A 22507-nucleotide genomic window follows, 5' to 3' on the forward strand; every position below is an offset into this window, starting at 1 on the left:
TGATATGATTTCCGGCAATACCGGGAGAATTATTCAATGGGCAGAGAGGTGGTGTACTTAATCTGTTCCATCGCAAAACTGGAGGTGACGTCTGACAGTCCTGGGACGCTATTGACCAGACGTTTATAGAAGTCGTCATACCGCTTCATGTCGGCCACCTGAACTCGCATCAGATAGTCGTATTCCCCCGCCATCCGCCAGAAGCCAAGCACTTCCGGCATCTCAGAGACGACGGTCACGAACCGACAGTACCATTCACTGCTGTGGTGCTGCGTTTTTATCAACACAAAAGCGGTTAATCCCAGCCCCAGTTTTTCCGGGTCCAGCAGCGCGACCCTGCCAAGCAGGATACCGTCATCTTCCAGGCGTTTAAGCCGCTTCCAGCAAGGTGTTGTCGTCAGATTAACGGCATCCGCCAGCGCCTGCAAAGAGAGGGTACAGTCCTGCTGCAATAAGCAAAGCAGTTTACGGTCAATTTTATCTAACATACCCACCCCATAGAGAATATTTTTCTCCTTACATTGTAATTTAAAGGTCAAATAGCAACAATTTTTTCCGTACTTTTCGCTACTCTTGGCACAAAATGATAAATGGATATTAATGATGAGTAGCAATTGGGTTAAAAATGCCATTAATGAAATTAACGCTGACCACCAGCGCTCGGCGGATACGCATCTTATTCGTTTGCCCCTGTCGGCATTTCCAGGTATCCAGCTTTACCTGAAAGACGAAAGCACGCATCCCACCGGTAGCCTCAAGCATCGTCTGGCGCGCTCGCTGTTCCTTTATGGGCTGTGCAATGGCTGGATTAAAGAAGGCACTCCGATTATTGAAGCGTCATCAGGCTCAACGGCGATTTCCGAAGCCTGGTTCGCGCGTTTACTGGGACTGCCGTTCATCGCCGTCATGCCCGCCTGTACCGCAAAACGTAAAATCGAACAGATTCAATTTTACGGCGGCCACTGTCATTTTGTGGAGAGCGCCTGCGAAATTTATGCCGCCTCCGAGCGGCTGGCGCATGAACTGAACGGTCACTATATGGACCAGTTTACCTACGCAGAACGAGCTACCGACTGGCGGGGCAACAATAATATTGCCGACAGTATTTTCCGCCAGATGCGCAACGAACCCCATCCGGTACCGCGATTTATCGTCATGAGCGCCGGAACGGGCGGAACCTCTGCGACGATTGGGCGCTATATTCGCTGCCAGGGCTATGATACTCAGCTCATGGTGGTGGATCCGGAAAATTCCGTCTTTTTACCTTACTGGCAGGATCGCGACGCTTCATTACGCAGCCCGGTGGGCAGTAAAATTGAAGGAATTGGTCGTCCGCGAGTAGAGCCTTCTTTTATTCCGGATGTCGTAGATGAGATGCTGCGCGTGCCGGACGCCGCCAGCGTTGCCACCGCACACTGGCTGGAAACGCAGCTAGGCCGTAAAGTCGGTGCCTCTACCGGCACGAATATGTGGGGAGCGCTGCAGCTTGCGGCCCGGATGCGCGAGGCTGGAGAAACCGGCGCTATCGTGACGTTATTGTGCGATAGCGGCGATCGCTATCTGGATACCTATTACCATCCGTCCTGGGTTAGCGACCATATCGGCGATTTGACGCCGTGGTCAGCGGCCATCGCAAAATTACTTACCGGCGACTAGACACCAAAAAAAAGCCAGACTGAATGTCTGGCTTGCTGGAAGAGATCTCTCATTCGGGGGAATAAGGTAGATGCGGATTGTCCAGCCAATGCGTCAAAAAGTGTGATACCGCTTGATTACCACAATGTCCGATAACCGAAAGGTGTGGCAACGCGGCGATAAGCTGCGGCATGGCATTGCCCATAATGAGCCCCCGCCCGACGCTGCCCAGCATTTCCCGATCGTTCATCGCGTCGCCAAATGCCATGCAATCTGCCAGTGAAAGCCCTAAATGATTGCTCAATACCGCCAGCGCCGATCCTTTATTGCACCCCAGCGGTAGCACTTCCAGGCAGTCGACGGCAGAGAAACAGAGGTGAGCGCGTTCTTCCATCGCCTCATTGAGCTGAATGCGCAAACGGATCAGATCGTCATGATCGCCGCAAAAACAGATCTTCGTCACCTGATGGGCCGGAATGCTTTTTATATTGATAACCTGATAACGAAAGCCGCTGTAGACGTGCGCCTGGAGTAGCGCGGGGATCTCCTGGCCTGTAAACCAGCCGTTGTCATTAAACACATGCATACTGGCTCGGGTATCCCAGGCATGATGCATCACCGTATCGGCAACCTGAGGATCGAGATCCTGACGATGCAGCACGTCGCCTTCCAGCGAGTGAATTCGCGTCCCGTTACCGGTAATAAGATAAGCATCCAGTGAAAGCGTCCCCAGAATATGCCGCATCTCCAGCACATGACGACCCGTAGCGAATGTCAGAGTGATATCGCGTTCGCGCAGACGCGCCAGCGTGGCGATCGTTTCTCTACCCAAATGGTGATCGGGCATTAATAACGTGCCATCCATATCAAATGCTGCCAGACGGGCCATCTCTTTCTCCACACTGTGACGCGGTTAACTTGTTGTTCAGTATTACCTGAGATATACGGAAGTAATAGTGAACAGATAAAAGGAAGTGTTCCGGGTTTCTATGAGGCTACTGAATCGGCTTAATCAATATCAACGCCTCTGGCAGCCTTCCGCCGGGGAAACGCAACATGTCACCGTTAGCGAACTGGCCGAACGCTGTTTTTGTAGCGAGCGCCATCTGCGAACGCTGCTGCGTCAGGCCCAGCAGGCGGGTTGGCTAAGATGGGAGGCGCAGTCCGGGCGCGGGAAACGTGGACGGCTCCAGTTTCTGGTCACGCCGGAATCGCTCCGCACCGCCATGATGGAACAGGCGCTGGAAAAAGGGCAGCAGCTCAACGTACTGGAACTGGCGCAGCTGGCGCCTGGCGAGTTACGGGCGATGCTCCAGCCTTTTATGGGCGGCCAATGGCAAAACGATACGCCGACATTGCGTATTCCCTACTATCGTCCGCTTGATCCGCTGCAGCCGGGTTTCCTGCCAGGACGCGCGGAACAGCATCTCGCAGGGCAAGTTTTTTCCGGGTTAACGCGCTTCGACCGCGATAGCCAATATCCTTGCGGGGATTTGGCGCATCACTGGGAGGTTTCCGCCGACGGTTTACGCTGGGATTTTTATATTCGCTCCACGCTGCACTGGCATAATGGCGATGCGGTGGACACCGCGCAGCTACACGAACGCCTGGAAAGGCTGCTTACCCTACCGGCGCTAAGCAAATTGTTTATTAGCGTCGCACGGATCGAAGTAACGCATCCTCAGTGCCTGACCTTTCTCCTTCACCGACCTGATTACTGGCTGGCGCATCGTCTGGCGAGCTATTGTAGCGGTCTGGCGCATCCTGACCTGCCGCTTATCGGCACCGGTCCTTTTCGCCTGGCGTTGTTCACGCCGGAACTGGTGCGTCTGGAAAGTCATGACCATTATCACCTCAGCCATCCGCTGCTGAAAGCGATTGAATTCTGGATCACCCCGCAACTGTTTGCCCAGGATCTGGGCACCAGTTGCCGCCATCCGGTGCAGATTGCCATCGGCAAACCGGAAGAGCTGGCGACGCTGAGTCAGGTAAGTAGTGGTATTAGTCTGGGTTTTTGCTATTTAACCCTCAAAAAGGGCTCACGGCTCAACGTACAGCAGGCGCGGCGTCTGATACATATTATCCATCATACTTCGCTGCTGAAAACCTTGCCGGTAGATGAGAACTTGATTATGCCAAGTCAGGGGCTGCTACCCGGCTGGACAATCCCGCAATGGCAGGACGTTGATGAAACGCCATTGCCGAAAAAACTTACCCTGGCGTACCACCTTCCCGTAGAGCTGCATACGATGGCGGAACAGCTTCGACATTACCTGGCGACGCTCGGCTGTGAGTTAACATTGATTTTTCATAATGCCAAAAACTGGGATAACTGCCCTGCGTTGGCGCAAGCGGATCTGATGATGGGCGACAGGCTGATCGGCGAAGCGCCGGAATATACGCTGGAGCAGTGGCTACGTTGCGATCAGATCTGGTCACATGTCCTGGACGCGCCTGCGTTTTCCCATCTGCAGGCTACGCTTGACGCTCTGCAAATTCAGCCCAATGAAAAAGATCGCCGCGCCGCGCTACAACAAGTTTTTGCCAACCTGATGGATGACGCCACACTTACGCCGCTGTTTAATTATCACTATCGCATCAGCGCCCCACCGGGCGTTAACGGCGTTCGACTCACCCCTCGCGGCTGGTTTGAATTTAGCGAAGCCTGGCTTCCGCCGCCTTCGCCGTGAAGAAGCTGGTCGGGATTATCCGTACGCGTTACCATATTGGTTTTCGTCATTGATCAGGATAACTATGAAACGCGCCGTTGTTGTATTTAGTGGAGGTCAGGACTCCACCACTTGTCTGGCGCAAGCGCGGCATCAGTATGATGAAGTGCATTGTGTCACGTTTGATTATGGTCAGCGCCACCGCGCAGAGATCGATGTCGCGCGCGCGCTGGCGTTAAAACTTGGCGCACGCGCGCATAAAGTGCTGGATGTCACTTTGCTGAACGAACTGGCGGTCAGCAGCCTGACGCGGGATAGCATTCCGGTGCCGGACTATGAACCAAACGCTGACGGTATCCCCAATACTTTCGTACCGGGACGCAATATTCTCTTTCTGACGCTGGCGGCGATTTACGCTTATCAGGTCAAAGCCGAAGCGGTGATCACCGGCGTTTGCGAGACCGATTTTTCCGGCTATCCAGACTGCCGCGATGAGTTCGTCAAAGCGCTGAATCACGCGGTAAATCTGGGCATGGCGAAAGATATCCGTTTCGAAACGCCCTTAATGTGGATTGATAAAGCTGAAACCTGGGCACTGGCCGATTATTGGGGCCAACTGGAATTGGTTCGCGAAGAGACGCTGACCTGCTATAACGGCATTAAAGGCGATGGCTGTGGTCATTGCGCGGCCTGTAATCTGCGCGCTAACGGCCTGAATCATTATCTGTCGAATAAAGCGGCGGTGATGGCGGCAATGAAGCAAAAAACCGGGTTAAGGTGATTGTTTTGCCGGATGGCGGTGCATGCACCTTATCCAGCCTGGCGATATTCACCATGGTCAATATCGCCAGGCCGGATCAGTTCAACGCCATCAGACAGCGAGGGGCGTTATTGCACCATCTGTTCCAGCTTTTCACGCAATTCGCCTTCCAGCGGCAGCGCTTTTTGCGTTTTTAAATCAATACAAACAAACGTGATGAGCGCATCGGCCACCACCTGCCCTTCTGGCTCCAGCGTAATCGTCTGGCTTAATACGCCGCTTTTACCGTTAAGCTGTTGTACCTGGCTGGTCACGGTCAGTAGATCGCTCAATACCGCCGGGCGACGGTAATTTATATTGATGTTTACCACCACAAAGGCAATATTGCGGGCCGTCATCCACTGAAAGCTGTCGCTGTTTTCCAGCCCATCCCAACGGGCCTCTTCCAGAAATTCCAGATAGCGGGCATTATTAACATGTTGATAAACATCAAGATGATATCCACGAACTTTGATTTGTGTTTGCATAGCGCAATAACCTTACGTTGTTGTTATAAGTAAACGACAAGTACAGAGGTCATAACTGGTATGACCTCTACAGTCTGGCAAATTTTTGCCACTGTGCAAGTGATTACAATGTTAAAACTGCCAGATTACGCTCCACCAGCGCGCTTCCCATTCCCGGCACCTGCTTTAAATCATCCACCGTTTTAAAAGGACCATACTCCTCCCGATAGCTCACAATAGCCTGCGCTTTTTTCAGCCCAACGCCGTTCATCACCCGCGCCAGATCCTCCGCAGACGCGGTATTAATGCTCACCCTGGTACCTTCATCATCGCTGGCTTTAGTAGGTAATGCCGCTTTGGCGGAGGATGAAGAAGGCGTATCCGCTTTTGTTTCCACCGCTGCATTTTTTGCGACAGGCGTCGCCGCCAGTGCGCTATGGGCCATGCCCGCGCAGGTTAAAGAAAGTGTAATAAGCAGTGCTTTAATTCCGTGTTTCATACTGTTTTCTCCTTGTTTGTTAACAGTGCAGCCACGATAGCGGGGCGGAGAAAAACGAACAAACGGCAATTCTCAGAAATGGAAAAGGCCGCGAAAGCGGCCTTTGTGGGATACAACGTTTTGCAATTTTTTGCGAAGCGCCTCGACGATTACTGCTGTTCCAGAGCGTCGCCGATTTTGATTTTCGCCTCTTTACGCAGATTACTCATCAGCGCTTCAAAGACAATTTGCGCATTGTTCTGCGTGATGCCCTGCACCATCGCTTTTTTCTGCGCTTCCGGCATGGCACCCGCTTTCACCTCGTCAAACGCCAGCAGAACGACGTTACCCTGCATATCGTTCGCCACGCCATAAACTGGCTTATCTTTCGTCGGAAGGCTTAATGCAAAGGCCGCCTGACTCACCGGATCCTGACTGGTACGACTTAACGTTTTAGGCTCGCCAAAACTCAGACCCGCCGCTTTCATCGCTTCCGCGCCTTTGCCCGCTTTCAGCTCGACCAGCAGTTTTTCCGCATCCAGCTTCGCCTGTTGTTCCGCTTTGTTATGCTTCACCAGGGCAGTGACCTGTTCTTTCACTTCTGCCAACGGCTTCACGGCTTCAGGTTTATGTTCGCTCACGCGTACAACAAAAGCCCGGTCGCCATCCACGGTGATAATGTCTGAATTCGGCCCCGGCGTACCGTTTTCGCCTACCAGACCGCCATTAAAGATAGCATCGGCTACCGGTTTGAAGTTCAGCTCTTCCGGTAAGGTGTCACGGCTAAACCAGCCGGTTTCAACGGCTTTTACACCAGCGACCTGTTCAGCGCCTGCTAACGACTCATTGTCGTTGCTTGCCGCATCGCTCACTTTCTGCTGCAACGCATAGTAAGCATCCAGCGCTTTTTCTTGTTTCACTTTCGCGGCAATGTCGTCGCGAACCTCGCTTAACGGTTTCACTTTGGCAGGCTGAATATCATCCAGACGCGCCACCAGAAAACCGACAGACGACTTAATCACACCAGATATCTGGCCTTTTTCTTTTAATCCGGCGTTTTTCAGTTCCGGCACCGTGGCAGACTCTTCCAGCCAGCCCATATCGCCGCCATTACGCGCAGAGATGATATCGGTAGATTTCTCTTTCGCCAGCGTGGCGAAATCTTCGCCCTTGTTCAGCGCATCCAGTACCGCTTTCGCATCATCTTCCGTTTTGGTCTGAATAATGCTGTAACGAATACGCTCCGGCTGAGTAAACTGATCTACATGCTGGTCATAATAGGCCTGAATATCCGCATCGCTGACCGGTGCCTGCATCGTCGCGGCATCCAGCTTGATATAGCTTACGCGGAACTGTTCCGGCGTCATAAAGCGGACTTTATTCTGATCGTAGTAGCTGGACACTTCCTGATCGGTCACCTGCTGCTTCGCCGCCAGCGCGTTGACATCAATAACGGCTTCACGCACCACGCGCTGTTGAGAGACTAATGCCGCCAGTTCGTCGGTTTCCCCTTTCAGCATAAAATCAGTACCGGCCACGCCGTTGATCAGTTGCTGAGTGGTAAGCTGGTTACGCAGCGCCTGAGCGTACTGATCGGCGGTCATTCCCATCTGATTCACAATCGCGTTATAGCGGTTGTTGTCAAACTTACCGTCCACCTGAAAAGCGGGAGTGGCGAAAATCGCCTGCTTTACCTGCTCATCGCTGATGCCCAGTTTCAGTTCGCGGGAATATTGATCCAACAGCGCTTCATCTATCAGACGATTCAGCACCTGCTGGCGCAGGCTTTTCATATAACCTTCGTTGGCCGCCAGTTCAGAATACCTGTCGCCCAACTGCTGCTGCATACGGTTACGTTCGTTATTAAACGCATTCTCAAACTGTGCCCGGCTGATTTCCTGGCCATTCACTTTTGCGGCGTAGTTATTGCTTCCGCCAATCAGGTAACCACTAACGCCGGTCAAAATGAACGACACGATAATGATAACGAAAATAATCTTGAGCACGAGACTGTTTGCAGCCGTGCGTAAGCTGTCCATCATGGTGTAACCACACTCCGCTGTAGGTGACTTTACACTTTATCTTTCAGGCGGCTTCTCTGCTGGCTACCGAGTGATTCGCTCAGTTGCCGCGTCGACGCAACCTGAATGATTTGCGTATATAGACTTCACGCGCATCGCATTTTCTGAACGCGGCGCGCAAAAGCCTATTGTGACAAGAAACGAGGGCAATTGTCAGCCCGCAACGCGCAGAAAGTCCCGAATCGTCAATAAAAAAGGCACATCAGTTGATGCGCCCTTGTACTTTGTCACATCCCCCGAGGGGATCACGCTTAGTTTACCGCGTCTTTCAGCGCTTTACCTGCACGGAAACTCGGCACTTTGGCTGCGGCGATGGTGATCTCTTTACCTGTTTGCGGGTTGCGACCAGTACGGGCAGCACGCTCTTTAACAGCAAAAGTACCAAAGCCTACCAGTGCAACGTCATCCCCTTCTTTCAGAGATTCGGTAACAGAAGCAATAATCGCGTCTAACGCACGTCCAGCCGCAGCCTTAGAGATATCAGCCCCTGCAGCAATTTTTTCGATCAGTTGAGATTTATTCACTCTTCTCTTCCTCTTTATAATTTATATCGCACCTGAATCCTTCGAAGTACGACCGCGCAGCAGTTATATCAGGCCTGCCACGCCCTTACAACACCCGTTAATGGTGGCAGACCCAATCAACCATCTAAATTAGCTATACAAAAAAAGGCTGGCAAGTCCGAAATAGCCTGCCAGCCCTGTTTTTATTAGCGCTATTTGCGCGAGGTCACTATTTTGCGGTTACAACCTGCATTCCAGACGGTTCGTTTTGCAGAGCAAGCGTCAGAACTTCCTCAATACGCTTAACCGGGTGAATATCCAGATCGGCAATCACGTTGTCCGGAATTTCCTCCAGGTCACGTTTATTTTCGAATGGAATTAAGACCGTTTTAATCCCGCCGCGATGCGCCGCCAACAGTTTTTCTTTCAGGCCGCCGATCGGCAACACCTGACCGCGCAGCGTGATCTCACCGGTCATTGCCACATCTGCGCGCACCGGATTACCGGTCAGGCAGGAAACCAGCGCGGTACACATCGCGATACCGGCACTTGGACCGTCTTTCGGCGTTGCGCCTTCCGGCACGTGAACGTGGATATCGCGTTTTTCGTAAAAGTCCGGATTAATACCCAGTTTTTCCGCGCGCGCGCGCACCACGGTCAGCGCCGCCTGAATGGATTCCTGCATCACTTCACCGAGCGAACCGGTGTAGGTCAGCTTGCCTTTGCCCGGTACGCAGGCGGTTTCGATGGTCAACAGATCGCCGCCCACTTCCGTCCACGCCAACCCCGTCACCTGACCTACGCGGTTTTCGCTATCCGCGCGGCCATAATCAAAGCGCTGCACACCGAGGTAGTCGTGCAGATTATCGCCGTTAATTTCGATATGTTTTAACGACTTATCGAGCAACAGTTGTTTAACCGCTTTGCGGCACAGTTTGGAGATTTCACGCTCCAGACTACGCACGCCCGCTTCACGCGTGTAATAGCGAATAATACCGATAATCGCGCTATCGTCGACCGTCAGTTCTCCTTTCTTCAGCGCGTTACGCTCGATCTGCTTCGGCAGCAGGTGACGTTTAGCAATATTCAGCTTCTCATCTTCGGTATAACCGGACAGACGGATCACCTCCATACGATCCAGCAGCGGCGCCGGAATGTTCATGGAGTTGGAAGTGGCGACAAACATCACATCGCTGAGATCGTAATCCACTTCCAGGTAATGATCGCTGAACGCCACGTTCTGCTCTGGATCCAGCACTTCCAGCAGTGCGGAAGCCGGATCGCCGCGCATGTCAGAAGACATTTTGTCGATCTCATCGAGCAGGAACAGTGGGTTTTTAACCCCCACTTTGGCCATTTTTTGGATCAGTTTACCCGGCATAGAGCCAATGTAAGTCCGGCGATGACCGCGGATTTCCGCTTCATCACGCACGCCGCCCAGCGCCATACGGATGTATTTACGCCCTGTTGCTTTAGCGATGGACTGGCCCAACGAGGTTTTACCTACCCCCGGCGGCCCCACCAGACACAGGATCGGCCCCTTGATTTTATTTACACGGCTTTGAACCGCGAGATACTCAAGGATGCGGTCTTTCACGCGCTCCAGACCATAATGGTCAGTATCAAGGATTTCCTGCGCCTGACGCAGGTCTTTTTTGACCTTGCTACGCGCATTCCACGGCACCTGCACCATCCAGTCGATGTAGCCGCGCACCACGGTCGCTTCCGCCGACATCGGAGACATCATTTTCAGCTTCTGCAGTTCCGCTTCCGCTTTCTCTTTCGCCTCTTTCGGCATTTTCGCCGCGTCGATCTTACGCTTCAGCGCTTCGTTTTCGTCCGGCGCGTCGTCCATCTCGCCAAGTTCTTTCTGAATCGCTTTCATTTGCTCGTTCAGATAGTACTCGCGCTGGGATTTCTCCATCTGCTTTTTCACGCGGTTGCGAATGCGTTTCTCAACCTGCAGCAGATCGATTTCAGATTCCATCATCGCCATCAGATATTCCAGGCGTTCGTTAACGTCGGACATCTCCAGTACGGACTGTTTATCCGCCAGTTTCAGCGGCATATGCGCGGCGATGGTGTCAGCCAGACGTGCAGGGTCGTCAATGCTATTGAGTGACGTCAGCACTTCCGGCGGAATTTTTTTGTTCAGCTTGATGTAGCCTTCGAACTGGCTGATAGCGGTACGCACCAGCACTTCTTGTTCTCGCTCATCAATGGCTGGCGAATCAAGGTACTCCGCCTTCGCGGAGAAATGTTCGCCGTTGTCAGACAGCGCGGAAATACGCGCGCGCTGTAACCCCTCGACCAGCACTTTTACGGTGCCGTCAGGCAGTTTCAACATCTGCAAAATAGAGGCCACGGTCCCGACGGTGAAAAGATCGTTTACACCCGGCTCATCCGTTGATGCTTCCTTCTGGGCGACCAGCATGATTTTTTTATCATGGTCCATAGCCGCTTCCAGACAACGGATAGATTTTTCCCGCCCTACAAATAAGGGTATGACCATGTGCGGATAAACCACCACATCGCGCAAGGGCAATACGGGGATTTCAATGCGTTCAGAACGCTCAGGATTCATAGAGCTCTCTCTTAGTTTAGTGTCCGCCAGGTAATCAGATAGTATAGCTGTGCTCCATACCACCTATAACATGTACGTCAGTATATGGGGATGTTTCCCACACATTCAACGGCGTGTTTACAGGAAAAACGAAAGGGGAGATAAAATCCCCCCTTTTTTGGCTAACTGATTGTATGAATGTTTAATTATTCGCCAGAAGCCTGCGCTTCCGGTTTGCCGTAAATCAGCAACGGCTTACTCTGACCGGCAATAACGGACTCGTCGATCACTACTTTTTCGACGTCTTCCATAGATGGCAAATCGTACATGGTATCCAGCAGCGCCGCTTCGACGATAGAACGCAGGCCACGGGCGCCGGTTTTACGCGCCATTGCTTTCCTGGCGATAGCGTCCAGCGCTTCGTCACGGAATTCCAGATCGACGCCTTCCAGGTTAAACAGCGCCTGATACTGCTTGGTCAGCGCATTTTTCGGCTCTTTCAGGATTTGAATCAGCGCTTCTTCGCTGAGTTCGTTCAGCGTCGCCACCACTGGCAGACGACCGATAAACTCAGGAATCAGACCAAATTTGATCAAATCTTCCGGTTCAACCTGCGACAACAGCTCGCCTTCGCTGGCTTTGTCGGACTTCGCTTTCACCGTCGCGCCAAAACCAATGCCGGAGCCGGTTTCAACACGGTTAGCGATCACTTTATCCAGACCGGCAAACGCGCCGCCGCAGATAAACAGAATCTTAGAGGTATCTACCTGTAAGAATTCCTGCTGCGGATGTTTGCGACCGCCCTGCGGTGGAACCGCGGCGACGGTGCCTTCGATCAGTTTCAGCAACGCCTGCTGTACGCCTTCGCCGGAAACGTCGCGGGTAATGGACGGATTGTCTGATTTACGCGAAATCTTATCGATTTCATCAATGTAGACAATCCCACGCTGCGCTTTTTGCACGTCGTAGTCGCATTTCTGCAACAGTTTCTGAATGATATTCTCGACGTCTTCACCCACGTAACCCGCTTCGGTCAGCGTGGTCGCATCCGCCATAGTGAACGGCACATCCAGCAAGCGCGCCAGCGTTTCCGCCAGCAGCGTTTTACCGGAACCGGTCGGTCCAATCAGCAGAATGTTGCTTTTGCCTAACTCGACGCCATTGCTGGTATCGCCGTTACGCAGACGCTTGTAGTGGTTATAGACCGCCACCGCCAGCACTTTTTTCGCCTGCTCCTGGCCGATAACGTAATCGTCCAGGTGAGTACGAATTTCATGCGGCGTCGGCAGCGCACTACGTTCACGGTGCGGAGCAACTTCTTTAATTTCTTCGCGAATAATGTCGTTACATAAATCGACGCATTCGTCGCAGATATACACGGATGGACCGGCAATCAGCTTGCGCACTTCATGCTGGCTTTTGCCGCAAAAAGAGCAGTACAACAATTTGCCCGAGCCATCTTTGCGTTTATCTGTCATGAGTCAAAACCTCTTCTTTGTTCTTTGTGCCGCACACGACGACGCAAATGCCATTCTCAGGCGCAAGCCGCTAATCAGCGTTGTGCCGCCCTTCATTAGTATATACACAAAATCATTCGAGCTACATCAAGGCGGCAACTCAGCGACTCCGCAGCGCTTACATAAGTAAGTCACCGGGAGGCGCGCTGGCAGCCAACACCGAGGTAGCGTGAAGGATGAAGTGTATAGCGGCACACTTGCGTCCAGGGCATCAATTACGATGGGTCAAAATTGAGTCAACCAAACCGTACTCTACCGCTTCAGGCGCGGAGAGGAAGCGATCGCGCTCAGTATCACGTTCAATCTGCTCAAGAGATTGACCCGTATGATGCGCCATAAGTTCATTCATGCGCCCTTTTACTTTCAAAATTTCGCGGGCGTGAATTTCAATATCCGTCGCCTGGCCCTGGTAGCCGCCCAGCGGCTGGTGGATCATGACGCGAGAGTTCGGCAAGCAGAAACGTTTGCCTTTCGCCCCGGCAGTCAGCAAAAACGCCCCCATAGAGGCCGCCTGTCCCATACAAATGGTGCTGACGTCTGGCTTAATAAACTGCATGGTGTCATAGATGGACATCCCCGCAGTAATTACGCCGCCAGGAGAATTAATGTACAGATAGATATCTTTTTCCGGGTTTTCCGCTTCCAGGAACAGCATCTGCGCCACGATCAGGTTAGCCATATGGTCTTCGACCTGGCCGGTCAGAAATATGACGCGTTCCTTAAGTAGACGAGAATAGATATCAAAAGAGCGCTCACCGCGTGAGGTCTGTTCAATGACCATCGGCACCAGCGCCATATGAGGGGCCAAATTAACTCGTTCTCCGCTGTATGACATTTCCGTCTCCTGGATAAAAATTGAAAAAATCTGCTGTACTGATTGTAACCTGATGGACGGATTATCAGCCAGTCCCTCTGTAATGGGTACGGCATCGCCATAATTCAAGCATAACAATCTTTTGCTCTAACGCTAACACTGAAACGCGGTTTTCGCACCCTTACCATGCAAAATGCGTGACAAAAAAAAACCCGTCACTGAAAGGTGACGGGTTTTTGTGCAAATTTCGTGCTTTTAATGCGAAAAATTACGCCTGCTGGTTCATCAGCTCATTGAAGGAAGTGGCTTTTTCAGACACTTTCGCTTTTGCCAGAACCGCTTCAACAGCCTGTTCTTCCAGAGCGACGTTACGCATATTGTCCATCAGCTCTTTATTTTTGCTGTAGAACTCAATCACTTCTTTCGGATCTTCGTAAGCAGACGCCATCTCTTCGATCAGACCTTTAACGCGTTCTTCGTCCGCTTTCAGCTCGTTGGTACGAATGACTTCGCCGAGCAGCAGACCGACAACTACACGACGCTTAGCCTGTTCTTCGAACAGTTCGCGCGGCAGCTCCAGAGCCTGTTTCTCGTTACCACCAAAACGCTGCGCAGCCTGACGACGCAGAACGTCGATTTCGCTGTCGATCAGCGCAGCCGGTACGTCGATGTCGTTAGCTTTTACCAGACCTTCGATCGCCTGAGACTTAACGCGGTTACGCACCGCGCCTTTCAGCTCGCGTTCCATGTTTTTACGTACTTCAGCGCGCAGACCGGCTACGGAACCATCTTCAACGCCGAAACGTTTGATGAATTCTTCGGTCAGTTCCGGCAGTTCACGTTCTTCAACTTTCTTCAGGTTGATAACGAACTTAGCCGCTTTACCTTTCAGGTTTTCAGCGTGGTACTCTTCCGGGAAGGTCACATCGATAGTGAACTCTTCGCCAGCTTTGTGGCCTTTAACGCCGTCTTCAAAGCCCGGAATCATACGACCCTGGCCCATCGCCAGAACGAAATCGGTCGCTTTGCCGCCTTCGAACTCTTCGCCGTCTACAGAGCCGGTGAAGTCGATGGTCACGCGGTCTTCCGCATCAGCAGCGCCGTCTTTTTCTTTCCAGGTCGCCTGCTGCTTACGCAGGGTGTCCAGCATCACATCAACGTCAGCGTCGGTGACTTCAACAACCGGTTTTTCAACTTCGATGGACTCGAGGCCGGTCAGTTCAACTTCCGGATAGACTTCAAACTCGACGGAGTAAGTGAAGTCTTCACCCACTTTGTATTCGCCCGGAACATAGTTCGGCGCGCCTGCCGGGTTAATTTTTTCTTTGATGATCGCGTCAACGAAGTTGCGGCTCATCAGATCGCCCAGCACGTCCTGGCGAACAGAAGCGCCATAACGCTGAGCGACGATATTCATCGGTACTTTGCCTTTACGGAAGCCGTCAATACGTACTTTTTTCGCTACGTTGACCAGCTCGCTTTTTACAGCGGTCTCGATGCTGTCAGCAGCGATTGTAATCGTTACACGGCGGCCAAGGCCCTGAGTGGTTTCAACTGAAACTTGCATCTTGTTACCTCAAAAAATCACAGTGCTCGGTCAACTCTACTCCGCAAGCACGTGCTATTTGCTTCGCGGAACCGGGATGTTCTCATAATCAATCACATTCCCTGTCGTCAGAATCATCCCGAAGACGTTCATATATAAGACGGCGCATTATAGCGGCATCACTTTTGTGAGTCGAGAACGGTGATTGTGCGATGCTGCGGCGGTTTTCACAATTCTCGGCTAATTTTTGTCTGAATACTGTACGACACGCTCAAAATTCAGACAAAACAAAACGGCCCGCAGGCCGTTTTCACATAATTCTGTAGCAACATACTGGAAAAGCGGAGGTAGTTGCAAATCCGTTTTGCTACGCGATGCTTCCCGCGCCGCGACAAGGAGGCGACGCGAAGATAGTATCCTGCAACCCTTCCCACTCTTTGAGGGTATAAGTATGCAGTGCCAGCGCATGTACGGTTGTGGAGAGTTCCGCCGTTAACGTACCGTAAATCATCCGATGACGATTAAGAAAACGTTCGCCTGTAAAGCGATCGCTCACCAGCACGACCTTAAAATGACTTTCCGATCCTGCAGGAACATTGTGACGATAGCTTTCATCCACAACTTCGAGAAACACGGGGTCGAACGCTGTCCTTAATTTTTCTTCTATTTGCTCACGTATCATCATGAAAATCTCCTCCGACAACGCTGTGATGTCACCCATCCCTTTAAATACTAGCCGCTTTTACCGTTTCCATTACAGCATGACAACAAAAATTTAGCTTTCGTCTGATTATTTCAGCCAAACGTATGAAGTTTACTGCCTTAATCATTCTTTTAGCGCTCAAAATCCCCGCTCGCGCCGTTATCAATACCAAATCGGACATTACGACGAATTTACCTGCGTTGACCACTTCCCCTCGCCGTTAGCGGTGTTATGATGGCGGGAATTTTTACCTATCACGTTTTAAGCGTCATTGAGAGCCTGAATATGTTAAAAAAACTTCTCTTTCCGTTAGTCGCTCTGTTTATGCTGGCAGGATGCGCCACACCGCCGACGACCATTGACGTCGCGCCGAAGATCACCTTGCCACAGCAGGATCCGAGCCTGATGGGCGTCACCGTTAGCATTACCGGCGCGGACCAACGCCAGGATCAAGCGTTAGCGAAAGTCACGCGTAACAACCAGCTGGTAACGTTAACCGCCTCCCGCGATTTACGCTTCCTGTTACAAGAAGTCCTGGAAAAACAGATGACGGCGCGGGGCTATATGATCGGGCCTAACGGCGCGGTTAATCTGCAGATTATTGTTAACCAACTGTATGCTGATGTTTCCCAGGGCAGCGTGCGCTACAACATCGCGACCAAAGCGGATATCGCGATTATTGCGACCGCGGCAAATGGCAACAAGATGACCAAAAACTATCGCGCCAACTACTCTATTGAAGGGGCATTCCAGGCCTCTAACCAGAATATTGCCGACGCGGTGAACAGTGTTCTGACCGATACTATCGCTGATATGTCTCAGGACACCAGTATTCACGATTTTATCAAGCAAAACGCCCGTTAATAGCAACAACAAGACCCGGCAGAAGCCGGGTCTGTAGATGCCTATGTCAAGTCAATATTTACGTATTTTCCAGCAACCGCGTTCAGCCATTCTGCTGATATTGGGTTTTGCCTCCGGCCTCCCGCTGGCGCTCACCTCCGGTACGCTACAGGCGTGGATGACCGTCGAGAATATCGATCTTAAAACGATTGGCTTCTTCTCGCTGGTTGGTCAGGCCTATGTGTTTAAGTTTCTCTGGTCCCCGCTGATGGACCGCTACACGCCGCCTTTTTTAGGTCGTCGTCGCGGTTGGTTACTCGCCACCCAACTGTTGTTACTGGCGGCGATTGCGGCGATGGGCTTTCTTGAACCCGGCACGCAGCTACGCTGGATGGCGGCGCTGGCGGTGGTGATTGCTTTTTGCTCCGCCTCGCAGGATATCGTGTTCGACGCCTGGAAAACCGATGTTTTACCCGCAGAAGAACGCGGCGCTGGCGCGGCAATCAGCGTGCTTGGCTACCGGTTGGGGATGCTGGTTTCCGGCGGACTGGCGCTATGGCTGGCCGATCGCTGGCTCGGCTGGCAGGGCATGTACTGGCTGATGGCGGCATTGCTGATCCCCTGCATTATCGCCACCTTACTGGCGCCGGAGCCGACCGATAGTATCCCGTCCCCGAAATCGCTGGAACAGGCCGTCGTCGCGCCACTACGCGATTTCTTTGGCCGTAATAACGCCTGGCTGATTTTACTGCTCATTGTGCTTTATAAACTGGGTGACGCCTTCGCCATGAGCCTGACCACCACCTTTTTGATTCGCGGCGTCGGCTTTGACGCCGGCGAAGTCGGCGTGGTCAATAAAACGCTGGGCCTGTTGGCGACAATCGTCGGCGCGTTATACGGCGGCATATTAATGCAGCGTCTTTCGCTGTTTCGCGCGCTGCTGATTTTCGGCATTTTGCAAGGCGCGTCCAACGCCGGTTACTGGTTGCTCTCCATTACCGATAAAAACATGTTCAGCATGGGCGCGGCGGTCTTTTTCGAAAATCTGTGCGGCGGGATGGGGACTGCCGCCTTTGTCGCCTTATTAATGACGCTATGTAATAAGTCGTTTTCCGCAACACAGTTTGCCCTACTGTCGGCCCTCTCCGCAGTAGGCCGCGTTTATGTTGGTCCCGTAGCGGGCTGGTTCGTTGAAGCGCACGGCTGGCCGACATTCTACCTCTTCTCGGTTGTCGCCGCCGTTCCCGGGCTGTTACTGTTGCTGGTCTGTCGGCAAACGCTGGAATATAGCTGGCAGAGCGAGCGTTTCATTCCCCGCACGCAATACCGTGGCGCCTACAATTTCGCGCTTTCAATCCTGCTCGCGGGCGTCGCTTTGCTGGCGGTATGGGTACTCCTGCTGACCATGAACGCGGTGGATTACACCAACTTCTCATTCCTGCCCGGATTGCTTGAGACCGCGGTAGCGGTTGCCGTGTGCGGCATTGTCTTTGGCGGGTTGCTGGACTACCTGGCGCTACGAAAAACACGCCTGCTCTAAAACATTATTTGCCGTTGTAATAACGACCCGGAATTATAACGGCTAAATAACCATCAATTGATAAAAAATATATTTGTCTTTTTGTGCGCAACAGAATTTTGGAAATTATTGGTAATTTCTACGCTACCTATTTTCTTTACACGATTCAGCCGATTAAATTTAAATTTCTGCCGTTGATTGTCCTTTTATTGATAATAAATTGTTAAGTAATTGTTTTATTTTCACATTGGTTATACCAATTATCCCTCAACATCCCACTTACAGACCTCATCCGTTATAACGCAAAGTTTCAACAGTGTCTTAAAGTTATTTCGACATACTTGGCAACATATGTGACATGCGCGGCAGAACTTGGTAACACAGAACCAATCATGTTTACAGTAATGTAACCTTACCGTAAAATGCCCCTACACTTTAAACGCCACCAGGTCCCGTGGAATTGAGGTCGTTAAATGAGACTCAGGAAATACAATAAAAGTTTGGGATGGTTGTCATTAATTGCAGGCACTGCATTACTCAGTGGCTGTAATTCTGCGCTGCTGGATCCCAAAGGACAGATTGGACTGGAGCAACGTTCGCTGATACTGACGGCATTTGGCCTGATGTTGATCGTCGTTATTCCCGCCATCTTGATGGCTGTTGGTTTCGCCTGGAAGTATCGTGCGAGTAATAAGGATGCGAAGTATAGCCCGAACTGGTCACACTCCAATAAAGTGGAAGCCGTGGTCTGGACGGTGCCTATCTTAATCATCATTTTCCTTGCCGTACTGACCTGGAAAACCACGCACGCGCTTGAACCAAGCAAGCCGCTGGCGCATGACGAAAAACCGATCACCATCGAAGTGGTTTCCATGGACTGGAAATGGTTCTTCATCTATCCGGAGCAGGGTATCGCCACCGTCAACGAGATCGCCTTCCCGGCGAACACGCCGGTTTATTTCAAAGTGACCTCCAACTCCGTGATGAACTCCTTCTTTATCCCGCGTCTGGGTAGCCAGATTTATGCCATGGCCGGTATGCAAACACGTTTGCATCTGATCGCCAACGAACCCGGAACCTACGATGGCATCTCCGCCAGCTATAGCGGCCCGGGCTTCTCTGGTATGAAGTTTAAAGCTATCGCCACCAAAGACCGCGCAGAATTCGACCAATGGGTCGCAAAAGCGAAGCAGTCTCCGAACACCATGAATGATATGGCGGCGTTCGAGAAAGTGGCTATGCCAAGCGAGTACAACAAGGTGGAATATTTCTCCAGCGTGAAACCAGATTTGTTCAAGGACGTTATTAACAAATTCATGGACCACGGTAAGAGCATGGACATGACCCAACCTGAAGGTGAGCACAGCTCGCATGAAGGAATGGAAGGTATGGACATGAGCCACGCGGAATCCGCCAACTCCAAGGGTTGAGGAAGATAAGATGTTCGGAAAATTATCACTGGATGCAGTACCGTTCCATGAACCTATCGTCATGGTAACGATCGCTGCAATTATCGTCGGGGGACTGGCGATACTGGCAGCGATTACTTACTTCGGTAAGTGGACCTACCTATGGAAAGAGTGGTTAACGTCGGTTGACCATAAACGCCTCGGCATCATGTATATCATCGTCGCAATTGTGATGCTGTTACGTGGTTTCGCCGATGCCATCATGATGCGTAGCCAGCAGGCGCTTGCCTCCGCAGGCGAAGCGGGTTTTCTACCGCCGCACCACTACGATCAGATCTTTACCGCTCACGGCGTAATCATGATCTTCTTCGTGGCGATGCCCTTCGTTATCGGTCTGATGAACCTGGTGGTTCCGCTGCAGATCGGCGCGCGCGACGTTGCGTTCCCTTTCCTGAACAACCTGAGCTTCTGGTTCACCGTTGTCGGCGTTATCCTGGTTAACCTCTCACTGGGCGTGGGTGAATTCGCGCAGACAGGGTGGCTGGCTTATCCGCCGCTATCGGGAATAGAGTACAGTCCCAGCGTCGGGGTCGATTACTGGATATGGGCGTTGCAACTCTCGGGTATTGGTACGACGTTAACCGGTATCAACTTCTTCGTGACGATCCTGAAGATGCGTGCGCCGGGTATGACAATGTTCAAGATGCCGGTCTTTACCTGGGCCTCTTTGTGCGCCAACGTACTGATCATCGCCTCTTTCCCGATTCTGACGGTTACCGTCGCGTTGCTGACCCTGGATCGCTATCTGGGCACCCATTTCTTTACCAACGATATGGGCGGCAACATGATGATGTACATCAACCTGATTTGGGCCTGGGGCCATCCGGAAGTGTACATTCTGATTCTGCCGGTCTTCGGGGTATTCTCCGAAATCGCAGCGACCTTCTCGCGTAAACGTCTGTTCGGCTATACCTCGCTGGTTTGGGCGACCGTCTGTATTACCGTACTGTCGTTTATCGTTTGGCTGCACCACTTCTTCACGATGGGCGCGGGCGCGAACGTTAACGCCTTCTTCGGTATCACCACCATGATTATCGCCATCCCGACCGGGGTGAAGATCTTCAACTGGTTGTTCACCATGTATCAGGGCCGTATTGTCTTCCATTCCGCAATGATGTGGACCATCGGCTTTATCGTGACCTTCTCGGTCGGCGGTATGACCGGCGTTCTGCTGGCGGTACCGGGCGCGGACTTCGTCCTGCACAACAGTCTGTTCCTGATTGCGCACTTCCATAACGTGATCATCGGCGGCGTGGTGTTTGGCTGCTTCGCGGGTATGACCTACTGGTGGCCGAAGGCGTTTGGCTTCAAGCTGAACGAAACCTGGGGTAAACGCGCCTTCTGGTTCTGGATTATCGGTTTCTTTGTAGCCTTTATGCCGCTGTACGTACTGGGCTTCATGGGCATGACCCGTCGCCTCAGCCAGCAAATTGATCCGCAGTTCCATACGATGCTGATGGTTGCCGCCGCCGGTGCCGCGCTGATTGCGCTGGGTATCCTGTGCCAACTGATTCAGATCTTCGTTTCTATTCGCGACCGCGATCAGAACCGCGATCTGACCGGCGACCCATGGGGTGGCCGTACGCTGGAGTGGTCAACCTCGTCTCCGCCACCGTTCTATAACTTTGCCGTTGTGCCGCACGTTCACGAACGTGACGCCTTCTGGGAAATGAAAGAAAAAGGCGAAGCGTACCAACAGCCTGGACAGTATGAAGAGATTCATATGCCGAAAAATAGTGGTGCCGGTATTGTTATCGCCGCCTTCGCGACGGTATTTGGCTTCGCCATGATCTGGCATATCTGGTGGCTGGCGATAGTGGGTTTCGCAGGCATGATCATCAGCTGGATTGTAAAAAGCTTTGATGAAGATGTGGATTACTACGTGCCGGTCCCGGAAGTCGAAAAACTGGAAAACCAGCATTTCGATGAGATTACTAAGGCAGGGCTGAAAAATGGCAACTGATACTTTAACGCACGCGACTGCCCACGCGCACGAACACGGGCACCATGACGCAGGCCAGAACAAAATCTTCGGATTTTGGGTCTACCTGATGAGCGACTGCATTCTGTTCTCTATTCTGTTTGCTACCTATGCCGTTCTGGTGAACGGCACCGCTGGCGGCCCGACAGGTAAGGACATTTTCGAACTGCCGTTCGTTCTGGTTGAAACCTTCCTGCTGTTATTTAGCTCCATTACCTACGGCATGGCGGCGATCGCCATGCACAAGAACAACAAGAGCCAGGTTATCTCCTGGCTGGCGTTGACCTTCTTGTTTGGCGCCGGATTTATCGGGATGGAACTCTATGAATTCCATCACCTGATTGTTAACGGTATGGGCCCGGATCGCAGCGGCTTCCTGTCTGCGTTCTTCGCGCTGGTCGGCACGCACGGTCTGCACGTCACTTCCGGTTTGATCTGGATGGCGGTGCTGATGGTGCAAGTTGCCCGTCGCGGTCTGACCAGCACTAACCGTACCCGCATCATGTGCCTGAGCCTGTTCTGGCACTTCCTGGATGTGATTTGGATTTGCGTATTCACTGTTGTTTATCTGATGGGGGCGATGTAATGAGTCATTCTACCGAGAGCGGCGGCGCATCCCACGGCAGCGTAAAAACGTACATGACCGGCTTTATCCTGTCGGTCATCCTGACGGTTATTCCATTCTGGATGGTGATGACTGGCGCTGCCTCTCCGGCCGTTATTCTGGGATCTATCCTGGCAATGGCAGTGGTGCAGATTTTGGTGCATCTGGTGTGTTTCCTGCACATGAACACCAAATCTGATGAAGGCTGGAACATGACGGCCTTCATCTTTACCGTGCTGATCATCGCCATCCTGGTTGTGGGCTCCATCTGGATTATGTGGAACCTCAACTACAACATGATGATGCACTAAGAGCG

The 22507-nt window shown here is 52.1% G+C and carries 20 protein-coding genes; 9 read left to right on the forward strand and 11 right to left on the reverse strand.

Annotated elements, in window-relative coordinates; translation table 11 throughout:
- Positions 1 to 29 precede the first annotated feature (29 nt).
- Positions 30 to 488 carry a DNA-binding transcriptional regulator DecR gene (gene decR / locus NA389_RS08405; protein ID WP_000884593.1) on the reverse strand — a complete coding sequence of 153 codons (459 nt, stop codon included), beginning with the start codon at positions 486 to 488 and terminating at the stop codon, positions 30 to 32.
- Between the two features lie 112 nt (positions 489 to 600).
- Here decR and cdsH point away from each other — a divergent pair, with 112 nt between their 5' ends.
- Complete coding sequence (gene cdsH, locus NA389_RS08410; protein WP_000987850.1) at positions 601 to 1656, forward strand: cysteine desulfhydrase; 1056 nt, start codon at positions 601 to 603, stop codon at positions 1654 to 1656.
- A gap of 49 nt (positions 1657 to 1705) precedes the next feature.
- Here the strand turns inward: cdsH and cof are convergent, their stop codons facing one another.
- The gene (gene cof / locus NA389_RS08415) at positions 1706 to 2524 is read right to left on the reverse strand and encodes an HMP-PP phosphatase (protein ID WP_000113033.1); all 819 of its coding nucleotides are present in this window, start codon (positions 2522 to 2524) and stop codon (positions 1706 to 1708) included.
- A 100-nt stretch (positions 2525 to 2624) separates the two neighbouring features.
- Between cof and NA389_RS08420 the strand changes: the two genes are divergently transcribed.
- Entirely contained in the window at positions 2625 to 4325 is a 1701-nt protein-coding gene (locus NA389_RS08420; protein WP_001238163.1) for an SgrR family transcriptional regulator, read from the forward strand.
- 64 nt (positions 4326 to 4389) lie between these two features.
- Complete coding sequence (gene queC, locus NA389_RS08425) at positions 4390 to 5085, forward strand: 7-cyano-7-deazaguanine synthase QueC (RefSeq protein WP_000817203.1); 696 nt, start codon at positions 4390 to 4392, stop codon at positions 5083 to 5085.
- 107 nt (positions 5086 to 5192) lie between these two features.
- On the opposite strand, the gene fadM is transcribed toward queC, so the two are convergent.
- The 9 genes from fadM to bolA all read right to left on the reverse strand — a co-directional run bounded on the left by fadM (position 5193) and on the right by bolA (position 15757).
- Positions 5193 to 5591, reverse strand: coding sequence for a long-chain acyl-CoA thioesterase FadM (gene fadM, locus NA389_RS08430; RefSeq protein WP_001194543.1), 399 nt, complete (start codon positions 5589 to 5591; stop codon positions 5193 to 5195).
- Positions 5592 to 5694: 103 nt separating this feature from the next.
- Positions 5695 to 6069 carry a helix-hairpin-helix domain-containing protein gene (locus tag NA389_RS08435; RefSeq protein ID WP_000680324.1) on the reverse strand — a complete coding sequence of 125 codons (375 nt, stop codon included), beginning with the start codon at positions 6067 to 6069 and terminating at the stop codon, positions 5695 to 5697.
- 149 nt (positions 6070 to 6218) lie between these two features.
- Positions 6219 to 8090, reverse strand: coding sequence for a peptidylprolyl isomerase (ppiD, locus tag NA389_RS08440; RefSeq protein WP_000969434.1), 1872 nt, complete (start codon positions 8088 to 8090; stop codon positions 6219 to 6221).
- Positions 8091 to 8380: 290 nt separating this feature from the next.
- Positions 8381 to 8671: a nucleoid-associated protein HU-beta gene (hupB, locus tag NA389_RS08445; protein ID WP_254888479.1), complete on the reverse strand. Its 291-nt coding sequence runs from the start codon at positions 8669 to 8671 to the stop codon at positions 8381 to 8383.
- Positions 8672 to 8861: 190 nt separating this feature from the next.
- Positions 8862 to 11216, reverse strand: coding sequence for an endopeptidase La (lon, locus tag NA389_RS08450; protein ID WP_001067723.1), 2355 nt, complete (start codon positions 11214 to 11216; stop codon positions 8862 to 8864).
- Positions 11217 to 11401: 185 nt separating this feature from the next.
- Complete coding sequence (gene clpX / locus NA389_RS08455) at positions 11402 to 12673, reverse strand: ATP-dependent protease ATP-binding subunit ClpX (RefSeq protein WP_000130314.1); 1272 nt, start codon at positions 12671 to 12673, stop codon at positions 11402 to 11404.
- A 250-nt stretch (positions 12674 to 12923) separates the two neighbouring features.
- Entirely contained in the window at positions 12924 to 13547 is a 624-nt protein-coding gene (gene clpP / locus NA389_RS08460; protein WP_000122260.1) for an ATP-dependent Clp endopeptidase proteolytic subunit ClpP, read from the reverse strand.
- Between the two features lie 247 nt (positions 13548 to 13794).
- Entirely contained in the window at positions 13795 to 15093 is a 1299-nt protein-coding gene (tig, locus tag NA389_RS08465) for a trigger factor (RefSeq protein ID WP_001198403.1), read from the reverse strand.
- 346 nt (positions 15094 to 15439) lie between these two features.
- Positions 15440 to 15757, reverse strand: a complete 318-nt coding sequence (gene bolA, locus NA389_RS08470; RefSeq protein ID WP_000973433.1) for a transcriptional regulator BolA — start codon at positions 15755 to 15757, stop codon at positions 15440 to 15442.
- 303 nt (positions 15758 to 16060) lie between these two features.
- Here bolA and NA389_RS08475 point away from each other — a divergent pair, with 303 nt between their 5' ends.
- The 6 genes from NA389_RS08475 (at position 16061) to NA389_RS08500 (ending at position 22502) form a co-directional block, all read left to right on the forward strand.
- Entirely contained in the window at positions 16061 to 16639 is a 579-nt protein-coding gene (locus tag NA389_RS08475; RefSeq protein ID WP_001539323.1) for a lipoprotein, read from the forward strand.
- Between the two features lie 43 nt (positions 16640 to 16682).
- Positions 16683 to 18158 carry a muropeptide MFS transporter AmpG gene (ampG, locus tag NA389_RS08480; protein ID WP_000098466.1) on the forward strand — a complete coding sequence of 492 codons (1476 nt, stop codon included), beginning with the start codon at positions 16683 to 16685 and terminating at the stop codon, positions 18156 to 18158.
- Positions 18159 to 18610: 452 nt separating this feature from the next.
- Positions 18611 to 19567: a cytochrome o ubiquinol oxidase subunit II gene (cyoA, locus tag NA389_RS08485; RefSeq protein WP_001239448.1), complete on the forward strand. Its 957-nt coding sequence runs from the start codon at positions 18611 to 18613 to the stop codon at positions 19565 to 19567.
- 10 nt (positions 19568 to 19577) lie between these two features.
- On the forward strand, positions 19578 to 21569 hold the full coding sequence (gene cyoB / locus NA389_RS08490) for a cytochrome o ubiquinol oxidase subunit I (RefSeq protein WP_000467158.1): 1992 nt from the start codon (positions 19578 to 19580) through the stop codon (positions 21567 to 21569).
- Entirely contained in the window at positions 21559 to 22173 is a 615-nt protein-coding gene (locus tag NA389_RS08495) for a cytochrome o ubiquinol oxidase subunit III (protein WP_000179833.1), read from the forward strand. Before cyoB ends, NA389_RS08495 begins: the two co-directional genes overlap by 11 nt.
- Entirely contained in the window at positions 22173 to 22502 is a 330-nt protein-coding gene (locus NA389_RS08500) for a cytochrome o ubiquinol oxidase subunit IV (protein ID WP_000019878.1), read from the forward strand. Before NA389_RS08495 ends, NA389_RS08500 begins: the two co-directional genes overlap by 1 nt.
- Positions 22503 to 22507: the final 5 nt, after the last annotated feature.

It is taken from the genome of Salmonella sp. NW645, assembly GCF_051703725.1.
In the GTDB taxonomy this organism is placed as follows: domain Bacteria; phylum Pseudomonadota; class Gammaproteobacteria; order Enterobacterales; family Enterobacteriaceae; genus Salmonella; species Salmonella enterica.

Bases quoted from the DNA above. Each gene is read 5' to 3' on its own strand.
- queC (WP_000817203.1), top strand. From the start codon at position 4,390: ATGAAACGCGCCGTTGTTGTATTTAGTGGAGGTCAGGACTCCACCACT.
- NA389_RS08475 (WP_001539323.1), top strand. From the start codon at position 16,061: ATGTTAAAAAAACTTCTCTTTCCGTTAGTCGCTCTGTTTATGCTGGCA.
- ampG (WP_000098466.1), top strand. From the start codon at position 16,683: ATGTCAAGTCAATATTTACGTATTTTCCAGCAACCGCGTTCAGCCATT.
- tig (WP_001198403.1), bottom strand. From the start codon at position 15,093: ATGCAAGTTTCAGTTGAAACCACTCAGGGCCTTGGCCGCCGTGTAACG.
- lon (WP_001067723.1), bottom strand. From the start codon at position 11,216: ATGAATCCTGAGCGTTCTGAACGCATTGAAATCCCCGTATTGCCCTTG.
- NA389_RS08500 (WP_000019878.1), top strand. From the start codon at position 22,173: ATGAGTCATTCTACCGAGAGCGGCGGCGCATCCCACGGCAGCGTAAAA.
- decR (WP_000884593.1), bottom strand. From the start codon at position 488: ATGTTAGATAAAATTGACCGTAAACTGCTTTGCTTATTGCAGCAGGAC.
- cyoA (WP_001239448.1), top strand. From the start codon at position 18,611: ATGAGACTCAGGAAATACAATAAAAGTTTGGGATGGTTGTCATTAATT.
- ppiD (WP_000969434.1), bottom strand. From the start codon at position 8,090: ATGATGGACAGCTTACGCACGGCTGCAAACAGTCTCGTGCTCAAGATT.
- fadM (WP_001194543.1), bottom strand. From the start codon at position 5,591: ATGCAAACACAAATCAAAGTTCGTGGATATCATCTTGATGTTTATCAA.
- clpP (WP_000122260.1), bottom strand. From the start codon at position 13,547: ATGTCATACAGCGGAGAACGAGTTAATTTGGCCCCTCATATGGCGCTG.
- NA389_RS08495 (WP_000179833.1), top strand. From the start codon at position 21,559: ATGGCAACTGATACTTTAACGCACGCGACTGCCCACGCGCACGAACAC.
- cof (WP_000113033.1), bottom strand. From the start codon at position 2,524: ATGGCCCGTCTGGCAGCATTTGATATGGATGGCACGTTATTAATGCCC.
- bolA (WP_000973433.1), bottom strand. From the start codon at position 15,757: ATGATGATACGTGAGCAAATAGAAGAAAAATTAAGGACAGCGTTCGAC.
- cdsH (WP_000987850.1), top strand. From the start codon at position 601: ATGATGAGTAGCAATTGGGTTAAAAATGCCATTAATGAAATTAACGCT.
- NA389_RS08420 (WP_001238163.1), top strand. From the start codon at position 2,625: ATGAGGCTACTGAATCGGCTTAATCAATATCAACGCCTCTGGCAGCCT.
- NA389_RS08435 (WP_000680324.1), bottom strand. From the start codon at position 6,069: ATGAAACACGGAATTAAAGCACTGCTTATTACACTTTCTTTAACCTGC.
- clpX (WP_000130314.1), bottom strand. From the start codon at position 12,673: ATGACAGATAAACGCAAAGATGGCTCGGGCAAATTGTTGTACTGCTCT.
- cyoB (WP_000467158.1), top strand. From the start codon at position 19,578: ATGTTCGGAAAATTATCACTGGATGCAGTACCGTTCCATGAACCTATC.